We start from the raw sequence: 20,214 nt of genomic DNA on the forward strand, positions 1-20,214 counted from the left end.
TTTACTTTAATTTTTATAAATTTTTATATCATATTAGGCACTTTCCGATCTACTGTTTAGTGCGGGGAGGATGTCAAAAGTACTATTATGAGGTCGCGTAAACACAATCTCTGACTTCAATCTACAATCTCAAGCCTTATCTCGTTGCCGTTTTTGTCGTAAAAGCCCCAGCAACCCCATTCGAAAGGGTAACAGACGATGATGTGAACGATTCCATGCTTTGCAAACATATCCAAATCTGCTCTTGAAGGTTTACAGCTTGGGGAAGGATGGCTATGCACAGTTCCATAAATCCGATAACCCAATGGAAGCATTTCCAAGTGGATTATAGCAGAGCTCTCGCCGGAATCAAACGGTAAAAACAATAGCTCCTCTATAACTCCTTTCTTACCAGTCAACAATGCTACGAACTCATTCGGATAGCTCTCCCTAGCAATCTCCAGAGCTAACCTTAAAACCTCTTTTCTTATCTTCATCTCAGCATCTCTATGAGAATAGCCTCAACCTCCCCGAGCTTATCCGCTATAGACCTTATTTCATCTAAGCTTAACTCTCCCTTCTTCTCAATCTTGGCATCTACGAACATACCTTCACTCATGTACTCGCCAAACTCTCTTGGAGGTAGGTAAGCGATAACGACGTACTCGTTCGGCTTAAACTTCTCCGAATTAGTTACGACGTTTATCTTGAAACCGCAATCGACGTTGCAGAACCAGAGACCTCCTATCTTCTTCCTATTAGTTATTACCCCACTGAAGAACCTTATAGCTTCATAAACCCTTGATATTTCGCCCCTTTTCATGAGCTCTGGAAGATATGAAATGTATTCGAGCCAGTAGTCTGCAAGTTTCCAGTTGAAGTCTTTTTCAGCCTGCTTCAGAGCTTCTCTGAGTTCTTTAGCTGTTTCGACGAGTTTGACAAAGTTTTCAAAGTTCAAGAGCTCGTCTATGTCTAGATATGACCATTTAACAACCTGAATATCGTTTTCCATTTCTCTAACTTTCTTCAAAATTTCCTTCCTTCTCTGAACCTTTACTGCGTTGATTACCCTCTCAAGCTCCTTAATACCCTTTTCGGCAAGTATCAGTCTGAAGTCTCTAGATGTGTCCATGCGGGTTAAACATTTCTGCACTTTTTCATCCTTTCGATCATGCTCGAAGAGTTCAAAAGTAAGGACATTCCCTACTCAAGGGTTCTCAGTTCGATGTGCACAATCCCGCATCCAATAGCTGTTAAGGCTCATGTAGAGTTCATAAACGCAAATTTGGGAGATCCTGCTGTATTTAGAGGCTCCGCTGAGCTTGAGAAAGAAGTCGTTAGGATGATCGGAGAACTTCTGCATCACCCGAATGCCAAAGGTTACATTGCAAGTGGAGGAACGGAGGCAAACATTCAGGCTATCAGAGCTTTCAGAAATCTGAAGAGGGTTAAAAAGCCGAATGTTGTTGTGCCAGAGTCCGCACACTTTTCCTTCGACAAAGCAGGAGAGATTTTAAGGGTTGAGATTAGAAAGGCTAAGCTCGATGGGGAGTTTAGGGTTGATGTTGGTGATGTTGAGAGGCTTATCGATGATAATACGGTAGGAATCGTCGGAATTGCTGGAACCACTGCATTAGGACAGATCGATCCGATCGAAGAGCTTTCCGAGTTGGCTTTAGAAAGAGATGTATTCTTGCATGTTGATTCGGCTTTTGGAGGCTTTGTCATTCCGTTTTTGGATTTGAACGTCAAGTTCGACTTCGAGCTTGAGGGAGTTAGCTCGATGACAATCGATCCTCACAAGATGGGGTTGGCAACTATACCAGCTGGTTGCATTCTCTTCAGGGATGAAAGCTTTTTGAAGGCTTTGGCAGTGAAAACACCCTATCTAATTACGGAGAAGCAGTACTCTTTGACTGGAACAAGACCGGCAACAGGAGTAGCCTCAACTTACGCGGTGATGAAGTATCTGGGATTTGAGGGGTTTAGGAAAGTTGTGAGGCGATGTATGGAGGTTACGAGGTATTTGGTTGAGAGGATGGGTGAGCTTGGCTTTGAGCCTGTTATAGAGCCGATTATGAACATAGTCTGCTTTAAATGCGAGAAAGCCTTTGAGATAAGAAATGAGCTTTACAAGAGAGGTTGGGTAGTTTCCGCAATTCGAAATCCAAGAGCTTTGAGGTTTGTCGTGATGCCTCACGTCGATTTCGAGGTAATAGACAAATTTGTTGAGGAGATGAAAAATGTTTTGAGAAAGGTTTAAGAGTTTCGATGCAGAGTTAAAATCGTGGCAGGGTTAAGGAGGTTGGTGCTCGATGTGTTAAAACCGCACGAACCAAGTAACGTGCTGTTAGCAGTAAAGCTCAGTGAGATGGAGAACGTTGAGGGGGTAAACCTTTTGCTCAGAGAGATGGATCAGAACACCGAAACCCTGAAAATAACAATTGTGGGAGACAACCTCAACTTCGACAAGATTAGGAAAATTTTGGAGGAGTTCGGAGCGGTGATACATAGTGTTGATGAGATAGTAGCTGGAAGGAAAATCGTTGAGAGCGTAAAGACTGAGCAGGACTGAGCGATTGAACGTTGCGGTTGTAATGCTGATCGTAGATACTTAGGAAGTATAACAGAATTTATATACTCAAGCAATCGACCAATGAATGGGGGTGTTGACTTGTTCGAAAAAATTCCTACGGGTGTTGAAGGTTTGGACGTGATGCTTAAGGGAGGCTTGATCAAGGGCAGGACTTACCTGATCAAAGGTGGACCGGGGACGGGAAAGACAATTCTGTCCATGCACTTCTTGGTTGAAGGTGCTAAGAGAGGTGAGAACGTTGTGTATATAACGCTTGAGGAGCCCGAAAACGAAGTTAGGGAGAACATGGAAACTCTAGGTTTTGATTTATCGAACGTTACGATAGTTGACCTCTCACCGACAAGTGGGCATCCCATCTTTTCGAGTCTAATGGGGTTTGAAAGTGGAATAGACGTGAAAACATTTGAGAACATCCTTCAGGATATTATAGGTGATAACATAGATAGGGTTGTTATCGATTCAATCACAATGCTCAAGGTTGCAACGCCAACGGAAACTGAATACAGAGCCAGCCTTTTGAGATTGATGAGAACCCTTAAAGTTAAGTTTAACGCTACAACCGTATTAATTTCGGAACTGGGAAACGGTGTTGAAGATTACTTAGTTAACGGGATGATAGAGCTTCGTACGATTGAAGTCAAGGGGAGAGCAGTCAGGGGCATTAAGATAGTAAAGATGAGAGGTAGCGATTTCGACGAAACTATAAGACCCTACAGGATAACGAACAGGGGTATTGAGGTTTACCCAGATTTGAGCGTGTTTGAAGTATGAAACTCGTAGAACCTCTTGATAAGCTCATCGAAGATTTTCTCAGAGGGGAGTTTGTGCTTGTAGAGTATGATTCGATTTGTCACTTTCCCCTCCTACCTCTCAGACTGGCAATAGAGAATGACGGAATTTTAGTTGAGATGGGTGATAAATTGAGTGTCAAAATTCCTGCACTTATCAAATTCATTAGGAACTATGAGGGGCTGTATAAGGTAAAGATAGTGAACATCTCCAACTACAAGCTTGAACTGGAGGGTATTTACATCTACAACATAGCTCTCGCAGAACTGCTGAGTGTTACATCAAAGCTCTACGAATTCTTTAAAGATTATTCATCGGAATTGATAGTCTTTGACGGTGTAGAATATTTATTCCTTCACTACGACTTAAAAAATGTAATAAAGGATTTAGCCGGGTTGAAAGTTATGTTCCCAGATACAACGATGATTCTCTTCGTTAACTACGGGGTCGTTAAAAGAAGGTACATTACACTGTTAGAGAGCTTGGCAACAACAACAATCAGATTTAAAGGTGTTTTGGGGGATAAAATAGTTAGGCAAGGATACGTCCTTAAATCTTTAACAAAACCCAGAGCAGAGACGGTAGTATTATGAACTTCGGTATAAAAAAGCTCGACGAACTGATAGGAGATATCGAGAAAGGAACGGTAATATTGATAGAGGGAGTCGGAGATGTGCCTATCTTGATAGCGAAGGAGTTTCTGAAAAACGCTTTGAATGAGGGCTTTAATGCTTTCGCGATCGTTTCCGAGAGAGTTAAGAGAGTTTTGAGCGATTTAAATGGGCTAAACGTTCTAACTCCTGACGATGCTTTCTCATTCCAAGAACTTTTCACGATTTCGTTGGTTGTGAGGGATTTGAAGGAGAAAGTAGGTCTGATAGATGTGTTTCAGCAGTTACTCATAATGCCTGAGTCTGAGAAAGTTTACCACCTTCTGAGGGAAATCTGTCAGCACATTCGCAAGAAGAAAGGGATAGTTGTTATAACTCTCGACAAGAGGTTGGCTGATGATAGAACAATTGCTATGTTCGAAAACGAGGCTGATTACGTCATAGAGATTGACGAAATATCTGAAGGTTTGAAAATTAGGAGGGGAATAAGGGTGAAGAAGTCTCTCAAGAATCCACCAAGTCCCTATTATTCTCTGCTGATCGAGGGTGGGATAAGAGTTGGAGACAAAATAGGGTAATCCTGACGGAATCTGCTCTTACAGCTCAGAGGTGCGCATAACCCCTGAATTCAACCTCTTTAACTCTCCCATCCCTCCTAACGATCCAAACTCCTTCATCTTCGATGACTTCGCCGATCTCTATGTATTCCGACTTTTTCGATGTAAAAACAAGCTCGTAATCACCGCCAGAATACAAAAAGAGCTCCAAAGCTTTTTCGTAATCTACAAACTTTGTCAGATGATCCAAAGGAATCTTCTCCTCGTAAATCTTTATCCCTACACCACTCCTCTTCGCTATCTGATGAAGAGAAATAGCTAAGCTGTCGCTTATGTCCGTCATCGAATTTGCATGCTTTGCAATTCTCAAACCCTCCTCAACCCTAGGCTCAGGCTTGAATAAGCTGTCTGGATAGGCTATTTCATATCTACTAAAACCATTCATGAGCTGTTCCAAGCTAAGCTGAGCCTTACCCAACAAACCCGTTACGCAAATCTTATCGCCAACTTTGGCTCCATCCCTCCCCACAAACCTCTCAGCTTTGCCTATTGCAAAGCCGGATATATGTAACTCATCGCCAAAATCCGTGTCCCCTCCAACAACTGCCACGCCGTACTTATCTGCCAAGTTTTTCATTCCCTTCAAAATCCTTTCAAAATATTCTATCCAGTAATCACTGAGTGTTATCGTGTAGAGGAAGAAGAGAGGTTTCGCTCCACAACTTGCCAAATCGCTCAGATTTATGGCTAAAGCCAAGTGTCCTATCTCCTCAGGCTTTATACCTTTTGGAAAATCTGTTTTTTCATGCAGGCAGTCTGTTGTCAGAGCGAGCCTAGTTCCAACATCGACCAGAGCACAGTCGTCATCTATTCCAACGATCACATCATCCCTTTCTACTCTAAATAACTCCTTAGCCTTCCCAATTAGCTCGAATTCCCTCACATCAAAAGCTTAACTCGAAGTTTTAAAATAATACATGCTTCTAAAACATTTGCAAGCTCCTCTAACCTAAAAATCTTCCCGCCAACGTCATTCCTATAACACGAAATCTGTCTTTTGTGATACTTTACGATTATTAGAGCAACGCATTTAAACTCCCTAACTTTCCCCTTTCCAATGATCACGCCTTGGGAGGTTGAAGGAGTCGTTGACTACGAGAGGCTGATGAGGGAGTTTGGAATAAGGCCTTTTTCGGAAATCCTCGATAAGATTCCAAATCCCCATCCCCTGATGCGTAGGGGAGTCATCTTTGGACACAGAGACTACGAGAGGATAGTTGATGCTATGAAGAAGGGTGAGGAATGGGCTGTGATGTCTGGATTTATGCCCTCTGGCCTACCCCACTTGGGTCACAAGATGACCATGGACGAGATAGTATGGCATCAGAACATGGGAGGGAAGGCTTTCATGTGCATAGCTGACATGGAAGCAAGATTTGTTAGGGGATTGAGCGTAGAAAAAACGAGAGAGCTGGGAGAGCTTTACATCAGGAGCATAATTGCTCTAGGATTGAAATCCGATAATTGTCTGATATACTATCAGTCTGCGAACAGATACGTCAAGGATTTGGCGATAGAGCTTTCGTCTGAAACAAACTTCAGCGAGTTGAGAGCTGTTTACGGATTCAATCCCGAAACTTCCCTGATAAAGATGTTCATACCCATGATTCAAGCTGGAGATATCTTACATCCACAGCTGAAAGATTTCGGCGGATTTAAACCTGTTGTAGTGCCAGTCGGAGCGGATCAAGACCCCCATTTAAGGCTTACGAGGGATTTGGCTAACAGAATTTGCATATTTTCCTTTGAGAGGATAGAAGGAGGAGTTAGAGTCAGGAGTAGGAAGGGAGAAAATTATCTTGAAAAGCTTAAGGATTTGAACTTCGATTTGAAAGCTTACGAAGGTCACGTCGACATTTTTGGCGATCCAGAGGAAATAGAAAAAGCCGTTAGAAATCTGGAAATGGAATTGGGAGGCTATGCGTTTATACCACCATCTTCAACCTATCACAAGTTCACGACTGGCTTGAGAGGAGGGAAGATGAGTTCGAGTAAGCCGGAAAGCTACATATCTCTATTCGATAAGCCAGAGGAAGGAGCTAAGAAGGTTATGAGAGCGTTAACGGGAGGAAGGGCTACCGTTGAAGAGCAGAGAAGGTTAGGTGGTGAACCTGATAGATGCGTTGTTTTCGAGCTTTACACATACCATTTTGCAGATGACAAAATGCTTGAGGAGATAAGGAGAGACTGCGAAGATGGAAACCTTCTCTGTGGGCAGTGTAAGAAGCAGCTTGCCGAGATAGTCAAGGAGTTCTTAAAGGAATTTCAGGAAAAAGCAAAATCTGTCGATTTAAGCGAATTTGAAATTTTAAAGTAGTTTGTAATCCCTACAAAACTCTTCAAAAGCCTTCAAACCCTTTTCACACTTTGAGTCCATTTCGTGTTTTAAAGCCTTGAAGTACTTCCTTAAGAATTCCTCATCAATTCCAAATCTCTTAACGGCGGATTTCACAACCTCATTAAAGTTTTTCAAACCCCATCTGAGAGATCGAATTATAAGTTCGTCGCAGATTTCGGCGTCATCAATCGATGCTGATATCCCGAATACCATCGGATATCCCGTCAGATCCTTCCACTCCTCTCCCAAATCCATGACAACTTTAAAGTGTTTTCTTGCTTCTAGAGCAGAGTCACCTATCACCAAAGCACTGTCGCAAGATTTCAGTATGTCATCTGCCTTGAACGCGTTCATTGGCACAAGCTTGCATTTTATCCCTCTCTCTGCCAATATTACTTTGAGCAAATTCACAGATGTCGTCGTTTCAGATGTTATACCCACTCTATCACCCAGCTTTCCGTCCCTTGAAACGACTATGACGCTGTAAACTTTACCATTTGAGGCAACGCAAAAACGGTATCTTTTAAACTTGCTCTTATTTTTGAGGTAGTAGAAGCTTGGAATTGGTGCATAGTCGATCTTTCTGTTTTCCAGAAGGGCAATCATCTCTTTAGGGGTTGCAGTCACAATTTCTGCAAGCTTCTCTTTCTCAACATAGTAGTAGGGGAGGTAGTTGTTTATGTAGTCGAACTTTCCAATTTTCATTGCTCGAAGTTTGCAGAAGTGTTAAACGCATTTCGGTTTTTCTCCACTCAAATGATCGGAGTATACTCAAACCTCTATTACCCCACGAGATGGGTGCCGTTAAGAAGGAGAGGATTGGGATGGCAGAGATGCAACGAGATGTATGAAGAGCACGGTTGCATTGCAAGCTGTGGCTTAGCCTATGACAAAATCCTCGAACTGGTATTGGACATTAAGGGTTGCAATTTGCACTGTAAGTATTGCTGGTGCTGGAAGATGAGATACCACAGCGAGGACATAAAGAAGAGTCCCAAGGATGTTCTGAGAGATTTGGAGTGCAGGTTTGACGAAGTCGTTAAGGATAAGTTCGTTTCCAAAAAAGGTTACAGGATAGGGGTGATTAGAATAACTGGAAACGAGCCTTCCCTTCAGTGGGATCACGTGAAGGAAGTCCTGAAGCTTATAGACCGTTCCGAGAGGTTGAGGAGTTTTAAAGTTATAATCGAGACAAACGGAGTTGCGTTTGCAAAGATGGATGTTAACGGCTTGGACAATCTCGAAATAAATATCGATATAGATGTGTCATTCAAGGGTGTAAATTACGATCAGTTCGAATGGTTATCGAGCGTTAAGAGAGAATACTTTCGGTATCAGATAGAGGGATTCGTAAAATTATTCGATTACTACGAAGGGACTAACGTAAGCGTTAATCCAGTTTTGGGTATAAACCATGCAGAAAACTACTGTGTCTGGAAGAGGGGGAAGAAGTACGTCATGGACGTTGAGATAATAGACAAATACGGCAACAAGCTAAACTTCTACGATTACTCGAAAGATTTTGAAGAGGAAGTTCTATCGAGAAAAGAACTCAGATATGACGAAGCGCCTTTTAGGGAGTACTTTGGTATAAACAGGGAAACAACTAGGCTTGTGGTAGCTGTCGTTTACAAGGGTAGAAGGTATCTGCATATCCTTCCATCAGAACTGCCCGATCTGATATGAGAGCGCTACTGTTAGCAGTTTTCTCGGCAATGTTAGGATTGGGTATTGTATCTCCACTTATGCCTATCTATGCAAAAGATCTAGGCGCGACTACGCTAATACTGGGAATAATCTACTCAAGCTTCTCAACTGCTAGAACTATCTTTACACCTATAGTGGGATTCTTATCGGATAGACTCGGAAGGAAGTTCTTCATACTCACGGGCTTGGCTCTCTATTCCATTCTATCTATATTTTACATGGTTGCAAGAACTCCGGAAGATCTCGTAGTTATAAGGTTCTTTCACGGTTTGAGTTCAGCAATGGTAGTTCCAAGTGCAATGGCTTACGTAAGCCAATTGGCTCCCAAGGGAGAGGAGGGAAGAACAATCTCTTCCTTCAACATAGCTTTTCTAACGGGTATGGGCTTTGGTCCATTTTTGGGAGGTGTTGTGAAGGATATCTTTGGTTTGAGGTTTGCGTTTGCTATAATGGCATTCTTAACAGCTTTGGCATTCATCTTGGCTCTTCCCCTTCCAAATCTTAAGGACAGAACCAACTTTAGGGTTAAGGCTATTCTGAACAGGTGTATAACGTCTCTGATGATCTTCAGATTCTCTACAGCGGTAAGAATGTCACTGATGATTGCTTTCTTTCCAGTTCTGATAAGCTATTTGAAGGGTTACGAGATAGGAGCAATAGTTTCAGCAGTAATACTCTCGAATGCAATCTCTCAAAAGCTCTTCAGCGGGCTTGTTGATAGATTTGACAGGGTTTTAATTGCAACTATCAGCGGTCTGGCTTCAACAATCATTTTCATAGTCTTACCGTTCTCGGACGATTTCTACAGAATACTAGCACTCGCTTTGGTTATGGGCATATTCAACGGACTTGCCACATGTTCAGCATGTGCAATAGCCATAGAACTGGGAAGAACTTATGGGCATGGAGCCGTTATGGGCCTGTACAACACTGCAATGAGCTTAGCCATGATGACAACCCCCGTTATAGCTGGTTTCATAGCAGACAAAACGGACATACCAACCTCTTTTGTTGCATTGGGATTCCTGAGCATGACATGCCTATTTATATTCCATGCAACAATCTCAAAGAGATGAAGTCAGATTTTGCACAGATAAACAGGAGATTTGTCGAGAGGTATGAGAGGATAGATGACTCTGAAGAATTTTGGATGTACATGGCAAAGCCTTTGAGACCGAGCTTCAGGGTTAATACGTTAAAGGCCAGTGTTGAAGATGTTGTAAGTAGTTTAAGCGACAGATTCAAGCTAGAACCTATCCCTTGGTGTAAAGAGGGCTTTTTCAGCGATAAAGAGGTTGGAAGAACAATAGAACATCAGATAGGTGTAATATTTTCTCAGGAAGCATCTTCCATGATTCCCGCAATTGTTCTCGATCCCAAGCCCAATATGTTAGTTTTGGACATGTGCGCCTCACCCGGAGGGAAAACTACGCAGATAGCACAATACATGAAAAACGAAGGCTGTATAGTTGCGAACGACGTGAAGTACGATAGGATAAACATACTCATTTCAAACTTACAGCGTTGCGGAGTTACGATCGCTCGTGTAACAATGAAAGACGGCAGATTCTTTAAGAGATTCAAAGACACATTTGATCGAGTGTTGATCGATGCTCCCTGCTCCAACGTCGGAATGATTAGGAAGAATTACCGATACCTCAAGATGTGGTCTCTCAAAGAAGTTTATTCCCTATCGAGGCTTCAGAAAGAGCTTGTAATGGCAGGATACCGAGCTTTAAAGCCCAACGGAATTATGGTGTACTCAACATGCACACTCGATCCTTTGGAGAACGAGGAAGTTGTCGATTACCTCTTGAGTAATACTGATGCAAAACTGCTCGAAATAGATTTACCAGTAAACAGAACTGAGCCGATTACGGAATTTGAGGGCAAGGTTTATGATGAAGAGGTTAAGAAATGCCTTAGGATACATCCGCAGGACAACGATACTGAGGGCTTTTTCATAGCAAAGATAACAAAGCCAGAATGATCGAAGAAAGCAGAAGCGCGTAATCCTTCAAATTGGGTTTATTTATATGTGGTATTCTCATATCCAAGTCGAAGTTTCTAGATTCCAAGCTCTCAGCCATAGATATCGCTCTGATTATGGCAATATTAGTTAACCTCTTTAGGAGTTCAAGATAGCTAAATCTTTCAATCTTTCTGAGCTGAAAGAGGTTGTTCAAGTCATTTGAAATGTTTTGAAGCAATCTGAGAGATATGCAAATTGAGTAGGCAAATCTTGGAGGAAATCTAAAGTACATGAGTGCAAATCCAACCTCCTCCGGATTCAAACCGTACAGAAACAGAAACAACGAAAGCAGGGCGACCATTGTCAAAATCTTGTCAACTCCGCCCAAAAAGAAGCTAGATACAATGTAAAATGCTATTAGGGGTGTTAATTTTGCTAGAGCCTTGAGCACATTGAAGTTGAATGCGATAGTCAAAATTAAAATCGGTAACGACATCCTTTGATCAACTAAAATGCTCAAACTTAGCAGTAACATTGAAATCAAAGCAGTTCTGGCTTCAAATCTCGACGACATGATCGCAGAACTCCAAAATATCTTCATCGTGTGTGGCCATAATTATAGTCTTCTTAAGCTCTCTTGCTCTTTTAAGAATCTGAAACTTCTTCGTAATGTCCAATCCTGCAGTTGGTTCATCCCACAGGAGTATATCTGCCTTGAACGTCCTCTCCAAAGCCTTAATCTTGGCCTCTCCGAAGCTTATTGGTTCTTGGACGTGGTAGTAAGGATTTGAGAGACAATGTCCAATTTTACCCTTTACACTTATTTCACCGCTCCAAGGTTTTAAGATTCCAGCCAAGAGCTTTATCAGAGTAGTCTTACCGCAGCCGTTCATACCTACTACAGCAAGAATCTCACCCCTCCTAGCCTCAAATGTGACATCTTTAAGAAGCGAATCTTTGTATCCAAAGCATAGATCCTCAACCCTCAAAACGACTTCTCCTATCTCTCCCTTTGGCAATTCGAAGTGGAAATCTGGTACATCACGTATTTTACCGTTCTCAAGCCAGATGAAGTCCTCACAAAGACTGATTCTGTGTTCCGCTATAATGAAAGGCTCTTTCAGTACTTTCAGTACTTTTTCAGCCACCTTCGGATGCAGATTAGCGAAGGGCTCGTCAAGAGCTAAGCAGTCGCCCTTAAGTAAGGCTAGAGCAATCGTTAAAAGCCTCTTCTCACCATCGGAAAGCTTTGAAGTTTCTCTTTCCAAAATATGCACGATCCCCAACTTCCTTGCAATTCTCAACACTTCATCGAGATCCCTTCCACACTGAACAGCCTGAATTAGAAGTTCATTTTTAACCTTGCTGAAGAGGATGTAATCGTCTGCATTTTGATGAACGTAAACCGCTCTGCCTTCCACAATCCCTTTATCAGGTTTTAGAAGACCGGAGGCAATCTTAAGCAGTGTAGTCTTACCCGATCCGTTGTAACCACAGATGAAAGTTCTATCTACATCCAAGCTCACACCTCTCAGCACGGGCTTTGAATAGGAAAACCAGATATCCCTAAGAGATACCATAGCTCTTGAGAAACTTTTGGATGTGCTTGAAAACTGTAATGGCGATTACGTGATCCATGAAGATGTCTTGAGGAAAAAATATCACTACAGTTGCAAAGAATGCTGCCCAGAAAGGTGACAAGTTCAATCCGAATGCCCTTGTAACTTCCAAGCAGTAGTTTAAGAGTCCGGAGCTTCCGCTCGTCCATAGCCAGAAGACGTAAAATCCGAGAATGTACAGTGGGATCACTGCCAATATACTACCGATCCAGAGCATAACAACCTCCCTCGAATCTCCCTTTCTCCAAACTCTCTCTCTCACCAACCCCATAATTGTTGCACTCAGAGGAAAACTCCAGATGTAGCCAGCTGTGTATCCTAGGAGGATACCTAAGCCACCACCCCTTGCACTTGCTGGAAATCCCAACGCAATCATGCCAATGTATATGAGTTGTGGAACAAATCCATATTTCCCCAAAACGAGTCCAGAAAGTATTACCGCAAAGTTCTGAAATGTGTAGGGTATCATTCCTATGTAGAACTTTATCTGGGAAGTTAGAGCAGTTAGAACGGCTAAAGCACATGCCAGCGTGAATCTGAGGTAGTTGTTAACCATACATTCGCAAAGGTTAACAAGTGTTTTAAAAGGTTGTGTAATTGGCGGCTTGCCGACGGCAGTTCATCGAAGGCATATACCCTCTCCAGCCGTAACGGCGGTCGCATTTTGTAGGATGCAAACTATTTATCGTTTGCGATCGGAACTTAAATATACTACCAAGTCGAATTGAGAGAAAATGAGGTGCTTGGAGGACATAGTTCAGAACGGGGAGAGGGAAAATATCGAGTTTAAAGAGTATTTGACCTCATATCATCTCAAGGAGAACAGATTTCAGGAATTAGCTTGTCAGATGAATCATAGGATAATAATGGGTAGAGGAAAGGCAATCTACGTTATCGGTGTTTCTGACAACGGTGAGCTTAAGGGGATAGATGAGGATAAGTTTAAGGAGACAGTCGAAGTTTTGAAGAAGATAGCTGAGGAGATTTCAGCTAAGATAAAGTCTGTTGAGATGTTTAAGGTAGATTCGGGCTATGTCGGTATAGTTGAGATTGTGAAGTCGAAGGCTAAGGAGCACATCATCGTAGGAACTGCTGGACACGTTGATCACGGTAAAAGCACATTGGTGGGATGCTTGATAACGGGAAGACCTGATGACGGTGATGGATTGACTAGAATGTATTTGGATACACTCAAGCACGAAATAGAGAGGGGTTTGAGTGCCGATCTGCACTTTGCAGTTTTCGGTTTTAAGGACGGAAAGCCCATGAGAATGAAGAATCCCTTGAACAAGAACGAGAGAGCTTTTGTAACTGAGAAAGCCGACAAACTAATATCGTTTGTTGACACCGTAGGACACGAACCTTGGCTTAGAACTACAATAAGGGGTTTGCTCGGGCAGAAGATAGATTATGGACTTCTAGTCGTGGCTAGCAACGATGGAGTTATGAGGACTACAAAGGAGCACTTGGGAATTCTCTTAGCTATGGAGTTACCGGTTATCATAGCGATAACGAAGATCGATATGGTTGACGAGAAGAGGGTTAACGAGGTTGTAGATCAGGTTTCGAGGCTTTTGAGGACTGTGGGGAGAATTCCCTACGTTGTTAAGGATGCAGAGGACGTTAAGAAGGTTGTTAGGCTGATGAGGAAAAGTTTGGTCGTTCCAATAGTTAAAACGTCTGCTGTAACCCTTGAGGGATACGACCTGCTTGAGGAGTTGCTTTTAAGGTTGCCGAAGAGGACTTACAAGGGTAAGGGTTTCCTGATGTACATAGACAGAATTTACAAGGTTACGGGAGTGGGAACAGTCGTGAGCGGTAGCGTTAAGAGGGGTGAGGTTGAAGAGGGTGAGGAGGTCTACATAGGTCCATTCAGGGACGGTAGCTTTAAGCTTGTCAAGGTGCAGAGCATCGAGATGCACTACTACAGGGTTGACAGAGCCGAGGCTGGAGACATAGTCGGTATAGCTGTGAAGGGTGTCAAGTACGATGAACTTAGAAGAGGAATGGTCTTGACAAAGGAGGAGCCCAAAGCTGTTAAAGAGTTCGATGCAGATGTTTACATCTTTACACATCCTACGAGAATAAAGAGGGGCTACGAGCCAGTCATACACATAGAAACGATCTCTGAAACTGTGATATTCAAGGAGATGGATAGGGAGTACATGAAGGCTGGCGATAGAGGAAAGGTCAGAATAGCTTTCAAGTACAATCCACAGTTCGTTTACGAGGGTCAGAAGTTCATATTCAGAGAGGGAAGAAGCAAGGGGATGGGCGAGATAACGAAGGTTTACACATGAAAACATCGCTCTGCCTCCTAATCTCTATCGCCACTATTCTGATACTGATCAGAAGGTTTCACGTAAGCGTAGCGGTACTTGTAGGTGCTTTTGTTCTGGGAATTCTTACTCTTGGGCTGGATTGCTTTAACGTGATGTTTTCAACATTAACATCTTTCCAAACGCTCAAATTCTTGGTGATAATCACCTTAGCATTCACGTTAGCCTATTCGATGAAAGAATCTGGAGCTTTGGATATGATAACTCAATCTTCACTCTCGTTGTTCGGAAAGGCTAGCATGTTCGTAATTCCTGCGATGATAGGTTTGTTGCCAATGCCGGGTGGAGCGATAGTTTCGGCTGTCATGCTGAGAGATATTGTTAAGAAGTTCAAAATACCCCCTGAGAAGGCAACTTTCCTAAACTACTGGTTTAGGCACGTTTGGGCTTGCTTGGATCCAATCTATCCGAGTGTTATAATAACGCTTGCAATTCTCGAGATAAGTTTCTCAACTTTACTTAAGTCAACATATTTCATAACCTTGGCGATGATAGCTTTCGGATTACCTTTCGCATCGCTTGAAAAGTCGAATAATCCGAAGGATCTGAAAGGTTTCCTATACCTAGCACCGATTCTGATTGTCATGGTACTGACCGTATCGGGCATTGATCTCACGTTGTCTCTAATACTGGCTATCTTGCTTCTTTACATCTTCAAGAGACCAGACTTAAGAAAAGTTACCAAGAAAGCAGTCGATATAAAGATCTACATCCTCATTGTCGCTCTGTTGTACTACAAGGATTTGATAATGAAAACTGGCTCCTCTCACGAACTTCTTAAAGATTTGACATCATTAGGTGTTCCTCAACCAGTTACAGCTACGATCTTGTCTTTTATACTGGGATTCGCTACTGGGATAGAGTCCGGTTATGCAGCTATGGCCATTCCTCTTTTAGCTCCATTCACTGGAATTGGTGAAAAAATTGTGGCAAAGAATCTGATGCTCGTCGTTGGTGCTGGAATATTAGGTGTAATGTTTTCTCCGCTCCACCTTTGCCTAATACTTACGAGGGAATACTACTCTGCAGACCTTGAGAAAGTTTACACCCGTTATCTCATTCCTGCAGGTCTCTTAACACTTCTAAGCCTTTTTTTGGCTTATCTGATATTATGAAACATTTATATACTCCCGAACAGAGTCGAACCAATGCTCATCGAATTACCAAAGCATAGTGAGGTTTTTGGCAGTATAAAGATTCACGAACTTCAAAAGGTACTCAAACTCGAGTCTAGTAAGGTAATAGCCCCACTGATCAGGGGATTTTCAAGAGATGAATTGAGAGAAATATTCAGCAGAATGGCAGTCGTCATACCTGTAAAGGATGAGAGGTTGCACCTGTTGGATGGGGTTCTCAGATCTATACCTGATGATTGCACAATAGTAGTTGTTTCCAACAGTAGAAGAGTCGAGCAGGACGTGTTTAAGCTTGAGTGCGATTTGGTCTCAAACTTCTATAAGATATCGAATCAGAGAATTGCTATAGTTCATCAGAAAGATCCGGGATTGAGCTTGGCCTTCCAAGAAGTAGGATACAATGCCATATTGGACAAGACGGGTGTCGTAAGGGATGGTAAAGGAGAGGGAATGGTCATAGGAATCCTTCTGGCGAAGATGTTTGGATGTGACTACGTCGGATTCGTAGATGCGGATAACTACATTCCCTGCTCCGTAAACGAGTACGTCAGCATATACGCTGGGGTTCTAAGCTTAGCCGAAACACCATATGCAATGGTCAGACTGCATTGGAGGTACAAGCCTAAGGTGATGGAGGACAGGCTCTACTTCAGAAAGTGGGGTAGAGTTAGTGAGATAACAAACAAGTACATCAACATGCTACTCTCGATGAAAACGGGATTTGAAACACTTATCATGAAGACTGGGAATGCTGGAGAACATGCGATGACTATGAAGCTTGCGGAGATAATGGAGTTCTCAACTGGTTATTCGATAGAACCATATCAAATAATCTACCTCTTGGAGGAATTTTGGGAGGGAGAAACGAGATTCAAAGATGCTTTGAGCAGTGGTGTCTCGATATATCAGGTTGAAACTATAAATCCGCACGTTCACGAGGAAAAGGGGGAAGAACACATAAAGGACATGCTGTTAGCTTCTCTGGCAGTTATATATCACAGTAAACTCGCAAAGGATGAGCTGAAGGATAAGATATTTGAGGAGTTGAAGAACAACGAGGTTGTTAAAAGCAGGAGGGATATAAAGAAGTGTGTAAAGATGCCACCGATATGCGACATAGATCTCAAGAAGTTCATTGAAGTCTTTGAGAGATATACCGAAACATTCCTATGCTATGATTAAAAGCTATGATTAAAATAATATTTACCGACTTGGACGGAACTTTGCTAGACAAAAATTACAGATGTGACAAAGCCTTGGAGCTGATTAAAAAGCTGGAAGTTCCTATCGTGTTCGTATCTGCGAAGACGATATTTGAACAGGAGGTCTTTAGAAAGATGCTTGGAATAAGCGATCCGTTCGTGGTTGAGGACGGTTCCGCGATATACGCACCTCTGAACTACTTCGGAAGGCGCATAGGGTATAGGAGGCACGGATACGATGCCTTAATATTGGGTGTTGAAAGGGAAGTGATACTTCAACATATCAAATCCCTGAACGTTAAGAGCTACGCTAATATGAGTGTTGAGGAGATTTCTAAATTAACGGGATTGAGCTTGGAAATGTCTGAACTTGCCAAGAGAAGGGAATTCAGCGAAGTAATAGTTGAAGCAGATGAAAAGGCTTTAAAATACCTCAAAAAGTTCTTCAACGTTCAAATCGGTGGGAGGTTCATTCACGTATACGGGAAAGGTGCAGATAAGGGTAAAGCTGTAAGAATACTTACGGAACTTTACGAAGATTTGTACGGAGAGGTAGTGACGATAGGTATAGGCAACTCCTATACGGACATACCCATGTTAAGGGAGGTGGACATTCCTGCCCTTGTTAGGAACGAGGATGGTTGGATCGAGGTAGATTTTGAGGTTTATAGGGCTAATGGGGTTGCAACTGAGGGTTGGGTTGAAGTTGTTAAGAAGTTTGTTGGAGGTGATTGAATGGAGGAGAGGGATGTAATATACCTCGTTCCGCACTCACATTACGATGCGATGTGGATTTTCACAAAAGAGGATTATTTCTATATTAACATTGATATAATTTTGAAGAAAGTAATTGAGATAATGGAGGAATCTAAGGATTACAAATTCCTGATAGAGCAGACACATCTCCTCGAAGAAGTCGAGAGGAGGTATCCTGACCTCTTTAAGAAAATTGGAGAGTACATCAGAGAAGGCAGGATAGAGATAGCTGACGGAGAATACGTGATGGCTGATACAATGCTCCCTCAGGAGGAGACATTGATTAGAGAGATACTCTTTGGAAAGAGGTATGTTAGGGAGAAGTTTGGTGCCGATGTCGTTGTGATGTGGGTTGCCGACAGCTTCGGCCTAAACGCTCAACTTCCACAAATTTACAGAAAGTGCGGTTACAAGTACGTTGCCTTCAGGAGAGGCTGTCCCGAAATAAAACCTTCCGAATTCCTCTGGGAAGGGCTTGATGGAACTAGGATAATTGCCCACTTCTTCCCCTTGGGTTACAGAGCCGGTCTGTATCTGGACAGGCTTGAGGAAGCTTATGCGAAGCTTAAGAGGGTCGCTTTTTCGAATCATATCCTAATGCCATCTGGAAGTGGCTCTATTCCACCGCAGGAAGAGACTCCGAAAGTTGTGGAGGAGTGGAACAAAAAGCACAGGGCATTGATGAAAATTGCAACTCCCTCGGAGTTTTTCAAGGCTATTGAGAAGTTTAAGGATAAGTTACCTGTGAGAAAGGGTGAGATGTACTCTGGAAAATATTCTCAGGTGTTTCCGGATACTGCTTCAAGCAGAATATGGGTTAAGAAGAATTTGAGAAAGTTCGAAAACTGGATACTCTTCTTCGAACGCTTCTCGACCATAAACTACCTTTTAGGAGGAGAGTACAGGGTTGAAGAGTTGAAGAACTGCTGGAAGAAGGTTCTCTTTATGGCTTTCCACGATGTTGTTCCGGGGACGAGCATGGACACGGGTTATCAGGACATAAGGCATGACATCGATTTCCTGAAAACAAAGCTGAGTTACCTTACCCCGAGGGTTTTGAAAGAGATAATTGAGAGGGACAGCGATGGAGAGGACTTCGGTGACGTTATAGTCTTCAACCCTCTTAGCTGGGATGTTACGAACTGGGTTGAGGTGGATTTGAACTTCGATGAGGGGCAGGTTTACAGGATAGAGGGTTTGAAGTGTGGAGATGAGGAGATAGACGTTGAAGTTATAAGGTTCAGAAGATACGATGATGAATCTCTCAGCTACGCAAGGATAGGATTTGTAGCAAGTGTTCCAGCCTTGGGGTATAAGGTTTACAAGATCGTTGAGGAGAGAAAAAGGAAGAGGAGAGAGAAAAACTTCATAAGGATCGTTGGAAACACCATAGAGACCAAACACTTCAACGTAACATTTTCGCCAGAGGACGGGCTGATTACGGTAACGAAGAACGGGAAAACCATCTTTAGAGACGGAAACGAGCTTGTGATTGAAAGTGAGATAGGAGACCTCTACTACCACAGAGAGGACATAGACATTCCCATAAGAACTGAAGGAGGAGAGGGTTTACAGTTCGGCTCTTTCAGAGTCAAGAACTTCTGGATCGAGAAATCACCGCTGAGGAGGGTAATTAACGTTCATACGGACTACTATTCCGTTAGATGGCCCTACAGATACATAGAAAGATTTAAACCGCTGATGTGGAGACATAGATTCATCTCTTTCAGGAAGAAAATCATCGTTTACAGGGATATACCGCGAATAGACTTCGTAACGTATGTGGACAACAAGCATCCGAGAGTAAGGCTGAGAGTTAGATTCAAAACTGACATGAACCTTCCAGAATACACGTGCGAGTGCCAGTTTGGTGCTGTGAACAGGAAAACGAACACTTACTACTTCAAACCCAAGGATTGGAAGGAAAAACCATCGGGCGTTTATCCCTCTCTGCGATGGATAGATTACAGCGATGGAGAAAAGGGTTTAGCCATTTTAAACAGGGGTAATCCAGAGAACGAAGTTAGGGATGGAAACGTTTACATAACACTGCTAAGGTCTGTCGGAATACTTTCAAACGGCTCAGCTGGTCCTGTTATCCCAGTTCCAGATGCGAGGGAGCTTAAGAGGTATTCGTTTAAATATGCAGTCTATCCACATGAAGGAGACTGGAAGCAAGCTAAAGTTTACAAGATGGGTTACGAGTTCAACTACAATTTGGTGGCTTTACAGGTTCCGAGAAATAGAAGGTATAGACTCAAGAGGAGCTTTTTAAGAATAGATCCAGATAACGTAATTCTAACTGCTTTCAAACTGGCTGAAGATGGAGACGGAATAATAGTCAGGTTTTACGAGGCTGAAGGTAGTGAAGTTAAAGCCAAACTCACGTTCTTCAAGGAGATTAAGGAGGCTAAGGTCGTGAACATGCTTGAAGAGACAGACGAAGAGTTTGAGAGGGAATTTGGCAAAGATGTTAAGGTCGATGGAAATGTTGTAGAGGTAGAGATGAAACCTTTCGAAGTTGTTACGCTGAAAGTGAAATTCGATTGAATG

Annotated in this window: 21 protein-coding genes; 14 read left to right on the plus strand and 7 right to left on the minus strand. The window is 42.6% G+C overall.

Annotated features, from left to right (window positions below; all coding sequences use genetic code 11):
- Nucleotides 1-116: 116 nt before the first annotated feature.
- Nucleotides 117-476 (minus strand): Mov34/MPN/PAD-1 family protein, encoded by a 360-nt coding sequence (locus ARCPR_RS02850; RefSeq protein ID WP_012939971.1) that lies wholly within the window; start codon nt 474-476, stop codon nt 117-119.
- On the minus strand, nt 473-1,111 hold the full coding sequence (locus ARCPR_RS02855; RefSeq protein WP_012939972.1) for an RNA-binding protein: 639 nt from the start codon (nt 1,109-1,111) through the stop codon (nt 473-475). Before ARCPR_RS02855 ends, ARCPR_RS02850 begins: the two co-directional genes overlap by 4 nt.
- A 39-nt stretch (nt 1,112-1,150) precedes the next feature.
- Here ARCPR_RS02855 and mfnA point away from each other — a divergent pair, with 39 nt between their 5' ends.
- The 5 genes from mfnA to ARCPR_RS02880 all read left to right on the plus strand — a co-directional run bounded on the left by mfnA (nt 1,151) and on the right by ARCPR_RS02880 (nt 4,553).
- Nucleotides 1,151-2,242, plus strand: a complete 1,092-nt coding sequence (mfnA, locus tag ARCPR_RS02860; RefSeq protein ID WP_012939973.1) for a tyrosine decarboxylase MfnA — start codon at nt 1,151-1,153, stop codon at nt 2,240-2,242.
- Nucleotides 2,243-2,266: 24 nt separating this feature from the next.
- Complete coding sequence (locus ARCPR_RS02865; protein WP_012939974.1) at nt 2,267-2,554, plus strand: DUF211 domain-containing protein; 288 nt, start codon at nt 2,267-2,269, stop codon at nt 2,552-2,554.
- A gap of 99 nt (nt 2,555-2,653) precedes the next feature.
- Nucleotides 2,654-3,346, plus strand: a complete 693-nt coding sequence (locus ARCPR_RS02870; RefSeq protein ID WP_222829548.1) for an RAD55 family ATPase — start codon at nt 2,654-2,656, stop codon at nt 3,344-3,346.
- On the plus strand, nt 3,343-3,957 hold the full coding sequence (locus ARCPR_RS02875) for a DUF835 domain-containing protein (protein WP_012939976.1): 615 nt from the start codon (nt 3,343-3,345) through the stop codon (nt 3,955-3,957). Before ARCPR_RS02870 ends, ARCPR_RS02875 begins: the two co-directional genes overlap by 4 nt.
- The gene (locus ARCPR_RS02880; protein WP_012939977.1) at nt 3,954-4,553 is read left to right on the plus strand and encodes an RAD55 family ATPase; all 600 of its coding nucleotides are present in this window, start codon (nt 3,954-3,956) and stop codon (nt 4,551-4,553) included. The genes ARCPR_RS02875 and ARCPR_RS02880 overlap by 4 nt, the downstream gene beginning before the upstream one ends.
- Nucleotides 4,554-4,578: 25 nt before the next feature.
- On the opposite strand, the gene thiL is transcribed toward ARCPR_RS02880, so the two are convergent.
- Nucleotides 4,579-5,475 (minus strand): thiamine-phosphate kinase, encoded by an 897-nt coding sequence (gene thiL / locus ARCPR_RS02885; protein ID WP_012939978.1) that lies wholly within the window; start codon nt 5,473-5,475, stop codon nt 4,579-4,581.
- Nucleotides 5,476-5,649: 174 nt separating this feature from the next.
- Between thiL and ARCPR_RS02895 the strand changes: the two genes are divergently transcribed.
- Nucleotides 5,650-6,909 carry a tryptophan--tRNA ligase gene (locus ARCPR_RS02895; RefSeq protein ID WP_012939979.1) on the plus strand — a complete coding sequence of 420 codons (1,260 nt, stop codon included), beginning with the start codon at nt 5,650-5,652 and terminating at the stop codon, nt 6,907-6,909.
- Here the strand turns inward: ARCPR_RS02895 and ARCPR_RS02900 are convergent.
- The gene (locus ARCPR_RS02900; protein WP_012939980.1) at nt 6,901-7,635 is read right to left on the minus strand and encodes a menaquinone biosynthesis protein; all 735 of its coding nucleotides are present in this window, start codon (nt 7,633-7,635) and stop codon (nt 6,901-6,903) included. The two genes, ARCPR_RS02895 and ARCPR_RS02900, sit on opposite strands and share 9 nt — an antisense overlap.
- Nucleotides 7,636-7,686: 51 nt before the next feature.
- On the opposite strand from ARCPR_RS02900, the gene ARCPR_RS02905 reads away from it, so the two are divergent.
- The 3 genes from ARCPR_RS02905 to ARCPR_RS02915 are packed head-to-tail and all read left to right on the plus strand — an operon-like array spanning nt 7,687 to nt 10,627.
- Entirely contained in the window at nt 7,687-8,616 is a 930-nt protein-coding gene (locus ARCPR_RS02905) for a radical SAM protein (protein ID WP_012939981.1), read from the plus strand.
- Nucleotides 8,613-9,713, plus strand: coding sequence for an MFS transporter (locus ARCPR_RS02910; protein WP_012939982.1), 1,101 nt, complete (start codon nt 8,613-8,615; stop codon nt 9,711-9,713). The genes ARCPR_RS02905 and ARCPR_RS02910 overlap by 4 nt, the downstream gene beginning before the upstream one ends.
- Nucleotides 9,674-10,627, plus strand: coding sequence for an NOL1/NOP2/sun family putative RNA methylase (locus tag ARCPR_RS02915; RefSeq protein WP_148208663.1), 954 nt, complete (start codon nt 9,674-9,676; stop codon nt 10,625-10,627). The genes ARCPR_RS02910 and ARCPR_RS02915 overlap by 40 nt, the downstream gene beginning before the upstream one ends.
- Here the strand turns inward: ARCPR_RS02915 and ARCPR_RS02920 are convergent.
- The 3 genes from ARCPR_RS02920 to ARCPR_RS02930 all read right to left on the minus strand — a co-directional run bounded on the left by ARCPR_RS02920 (nt 10,599) and on the right by ARCPR_RS02930 (nt 12,784).
- The gene (locus ARCPR_RS02920) at nt 10,599-11,105 is read right to left on the minus strand and encodes a hypothetical protein (protein WP_187286420.1); all 507 of its coding nucleotides are present in this window, start codon (nt 11,103-11,105) and stop codon (nt 10,599-10,601) included. The genes ARCPR_RS02915 and ARCPR_RS02920 overlap by 29 nt on opposite strands.
- A gap of 61 nt (nt 11,106-11,166) precedes the next feature.
- Entirely contained in the window at nt 11,167-12,189 is a 1,023-nt protein-coding gene (locus ARCPR_RS10085) for an ATP-binding cassette domain-containing protein (RefSeq protein WP_012939985.1), read from the minus strand.
- Nucleotides 12,176-12,784, minus strand: coding sequence for a biotin transporter BioY (locus ARCPR_RS02930; protein WP_012939986.1), 609 nt, complete (start codon nt 12,782-12,784; stop codon nt 12,176-12,178). The genes ARCPR_RS10085 and ARCPR_RS02930 overlap by 14 nt, the downstream gene beginning before the upstream one ends.
- Nucleotides 12,785-12,962: 178 nt before the next feature.
- Here ARCPR_RS02930 and ARCPR_RS02935 point away from each other — a divergent pair, with 178 nt between their 5' ends.
- Genes ARCPR_RS02935 through ARCPR_RS02955 form a run of 5 tightly spaced genes read left to right on the plus strand, consistent with a single transcriptional unit; the run spans nt 12,963 to nt 20,211 of the window.
- Complete coding sequence (locus tag ARCPR_RS02935; RefSeq protein WP_012939987.1) at nt 12,963-14,528, plus strand: GTPBP1 family GTP-binding protein; 1,566 nt, start codon at nt 12,963-12,965, stop codon at nt 14,526-14,528.
- On the plus strand, nt 14,525-15,682 hold the full coding sequence (locus ARCPR_RS02940; protein WP_012939988.1) for a DUF401 family protein: 1,158 nt from the start codon (nt 14,525-14,527) through the stop codon (nt 15,680-15,682). The genes ARCPR_RS02935 and ARCPR_RS02940 overlap by 4 nt, the downstream gene beginning before the upstream one ends.
- A gap of 33 nt (nt 15,683-15,715) precedes the next feature.
- A complete protein-coding gene (gene mpgS / locus ARCPR_RS02945; RefSeq protein WP_012939989.1) occupies nt 15,716-16,885 on the plus strand; it encodes a mannosyl-3-phosphoglycerate synthase in 1,170 nt (389 codons plus the stop codon).
- A 5-nt stretch (nt 16,886-16,890) separates the two neighbouring features.
- Entirely contained in the window at nt 16,891-17,640 is a 750-nt protein-coding gene (locus ARCPR_RS02950; RefSeq protein WP_012939990.1) for an HAD-IIB family hydrolase, read from the plus strand.
- Nucleotides 17,641-20,211, plus strand: a complete 2,571-nt coding sequence (locus tag ARCPR_RS02955; protein WP_012939991.1) for an alpha-mannosidase — start codon at nt 17,641-17,643, stop codon at nt 20,209-20,211. It begins immediately after the preceding gene.
- Nucleotides 20,212-20,214: the final 3 nt, after the last annotated feature.

The organism is Archaeoglobus profundus DSM 5631 (assembly GCF_000025285.1).
Classification (GTDB): Archaea; Halobacteriota; Archaeoglobi; order Archaeoglobales; family Archaeoglobaceae; genus Archaeoglobus_B; species Archaeoglobus_B profundus.

Coding starts and splice junctions, on each gene's coding strand:
- ARCPR_RS02850 (WP_012939971.1), bottom strand. CDS start 476: ATGAAGATAAGAAAAGAGGTTTTAAGGTTAGCTCTGGAGATTGCTAGG.
- ARCPR_RS02855 (WP_012939972.1), bottom strand. CDS start 1,111: ATGGACACATCTAGAGACTTCAGACTGATACTTGCCGAAAAGGGTATT.
- mfnA (WP_012939973.1), top strand. CDS start 1,151: ATGCTCGAAGAGTTCAAAAGTAAGGACATTCCCTACTCAAGGGTTCTC.
- ARCPR_RS02875 (WP_012939976.1), top strand. CDS start 3,343: ATGAAACTCGTAGAACCTCTTGATAAGCTCATCGAAGATTTTCTCAGA.
- ARCPR_RS02880 (WP_012939977.1), top strand. CDS start 3,954: ATGAACTTCGGTATAAAAAAGCTCGACGAACTGATAGGAGATATCGAG.
- ARCPR_RS02895 (WP_012939979.1), top strand. CDS start 5,650: ATGATCACGCCTTGGGAGGTTGAAGGAGTCGTTGACTACGAGAGGCTG.
- ARCPR_RS02900 (WP_012939980.1), bottom strand. CDS start 7,635: ATGAAAATTGGAAAGTTCGACTACATAAACAACTACCTCCCCTACTAC.
- ARCPR_RS02905 (WP_012939981.1), top strand. CDS start 7,687: ATGATCGGAGTATACTCAAACCTCTATTACCCCACGAGATGGGTGCCG.
- ARCPR_RS02910 (WP_012939982.1), top strand. CDS start 8,613: ATGAGAGCGCTACTGTTAGCAGTTTTCTCGGCAATGTTAGGATTGGGT.
- ARCPR_RS02915 (WP_148208663.1), top strand. CDS start 9,674: ATGCCTATTTATATTCCATGCAACAATCTCAAAGAGATGAAGTCAGAT.
- ARCPR_RS02920 (WP_187286420.1), bottom strand. CDS start 11,105: ATGTCGTTACCGATTTTAATTTTGACTATCGCATTCAACTTCAATGTG.
- ARCPR_RS10085 (WP_012939985.1), bottom strand. CDS start 12,189: ATGGTATCTCTTAGGGATATCTGGTTTTCCTATTCAAAGCCCGTGCTG.
- ARCPR_RS02930 (WP_012939986.1), bottom strand. CDS start 12,784: ATGGTTAACAACTACCTCAGATTCACGCTGGCATGTGCTTTAGCCGTT.
- ARCPR_RS02935 (WP_012939987.1), top strand. CDS start 12,963: ATGAGGTGCTTGGAGGACATAGTTCAGAACGGGGAGAGGGAAAATATC.
- ARCPR_RS02940 (WP_012939988.1), top strand. CDS start 14,525: ATGAAAACATCGCTCTGCCTCCTAATCTCTATCGCCACTATTCTGATA.
- mpgS (WP_012939989.1), top strand. CDS start 15,716: ATGCTCATCGAATTACCAAAGCATAGTGAGGTTTTTGGCAGTATAAAG.
- ARCPR_RS02950 (WP_012939990.1), top strand. CDS start 16,891: ATGATTAAAATAATATTTACCGACTTGGACGGAACTTTGCTAGACAAA.
- ARCPR_RS02955 (WP_012939991.1), top strand. CDS start 17,641: ATGGAGGAGAGGGATGTAATATACCTCGTTCCGCACTCACATTACGAT.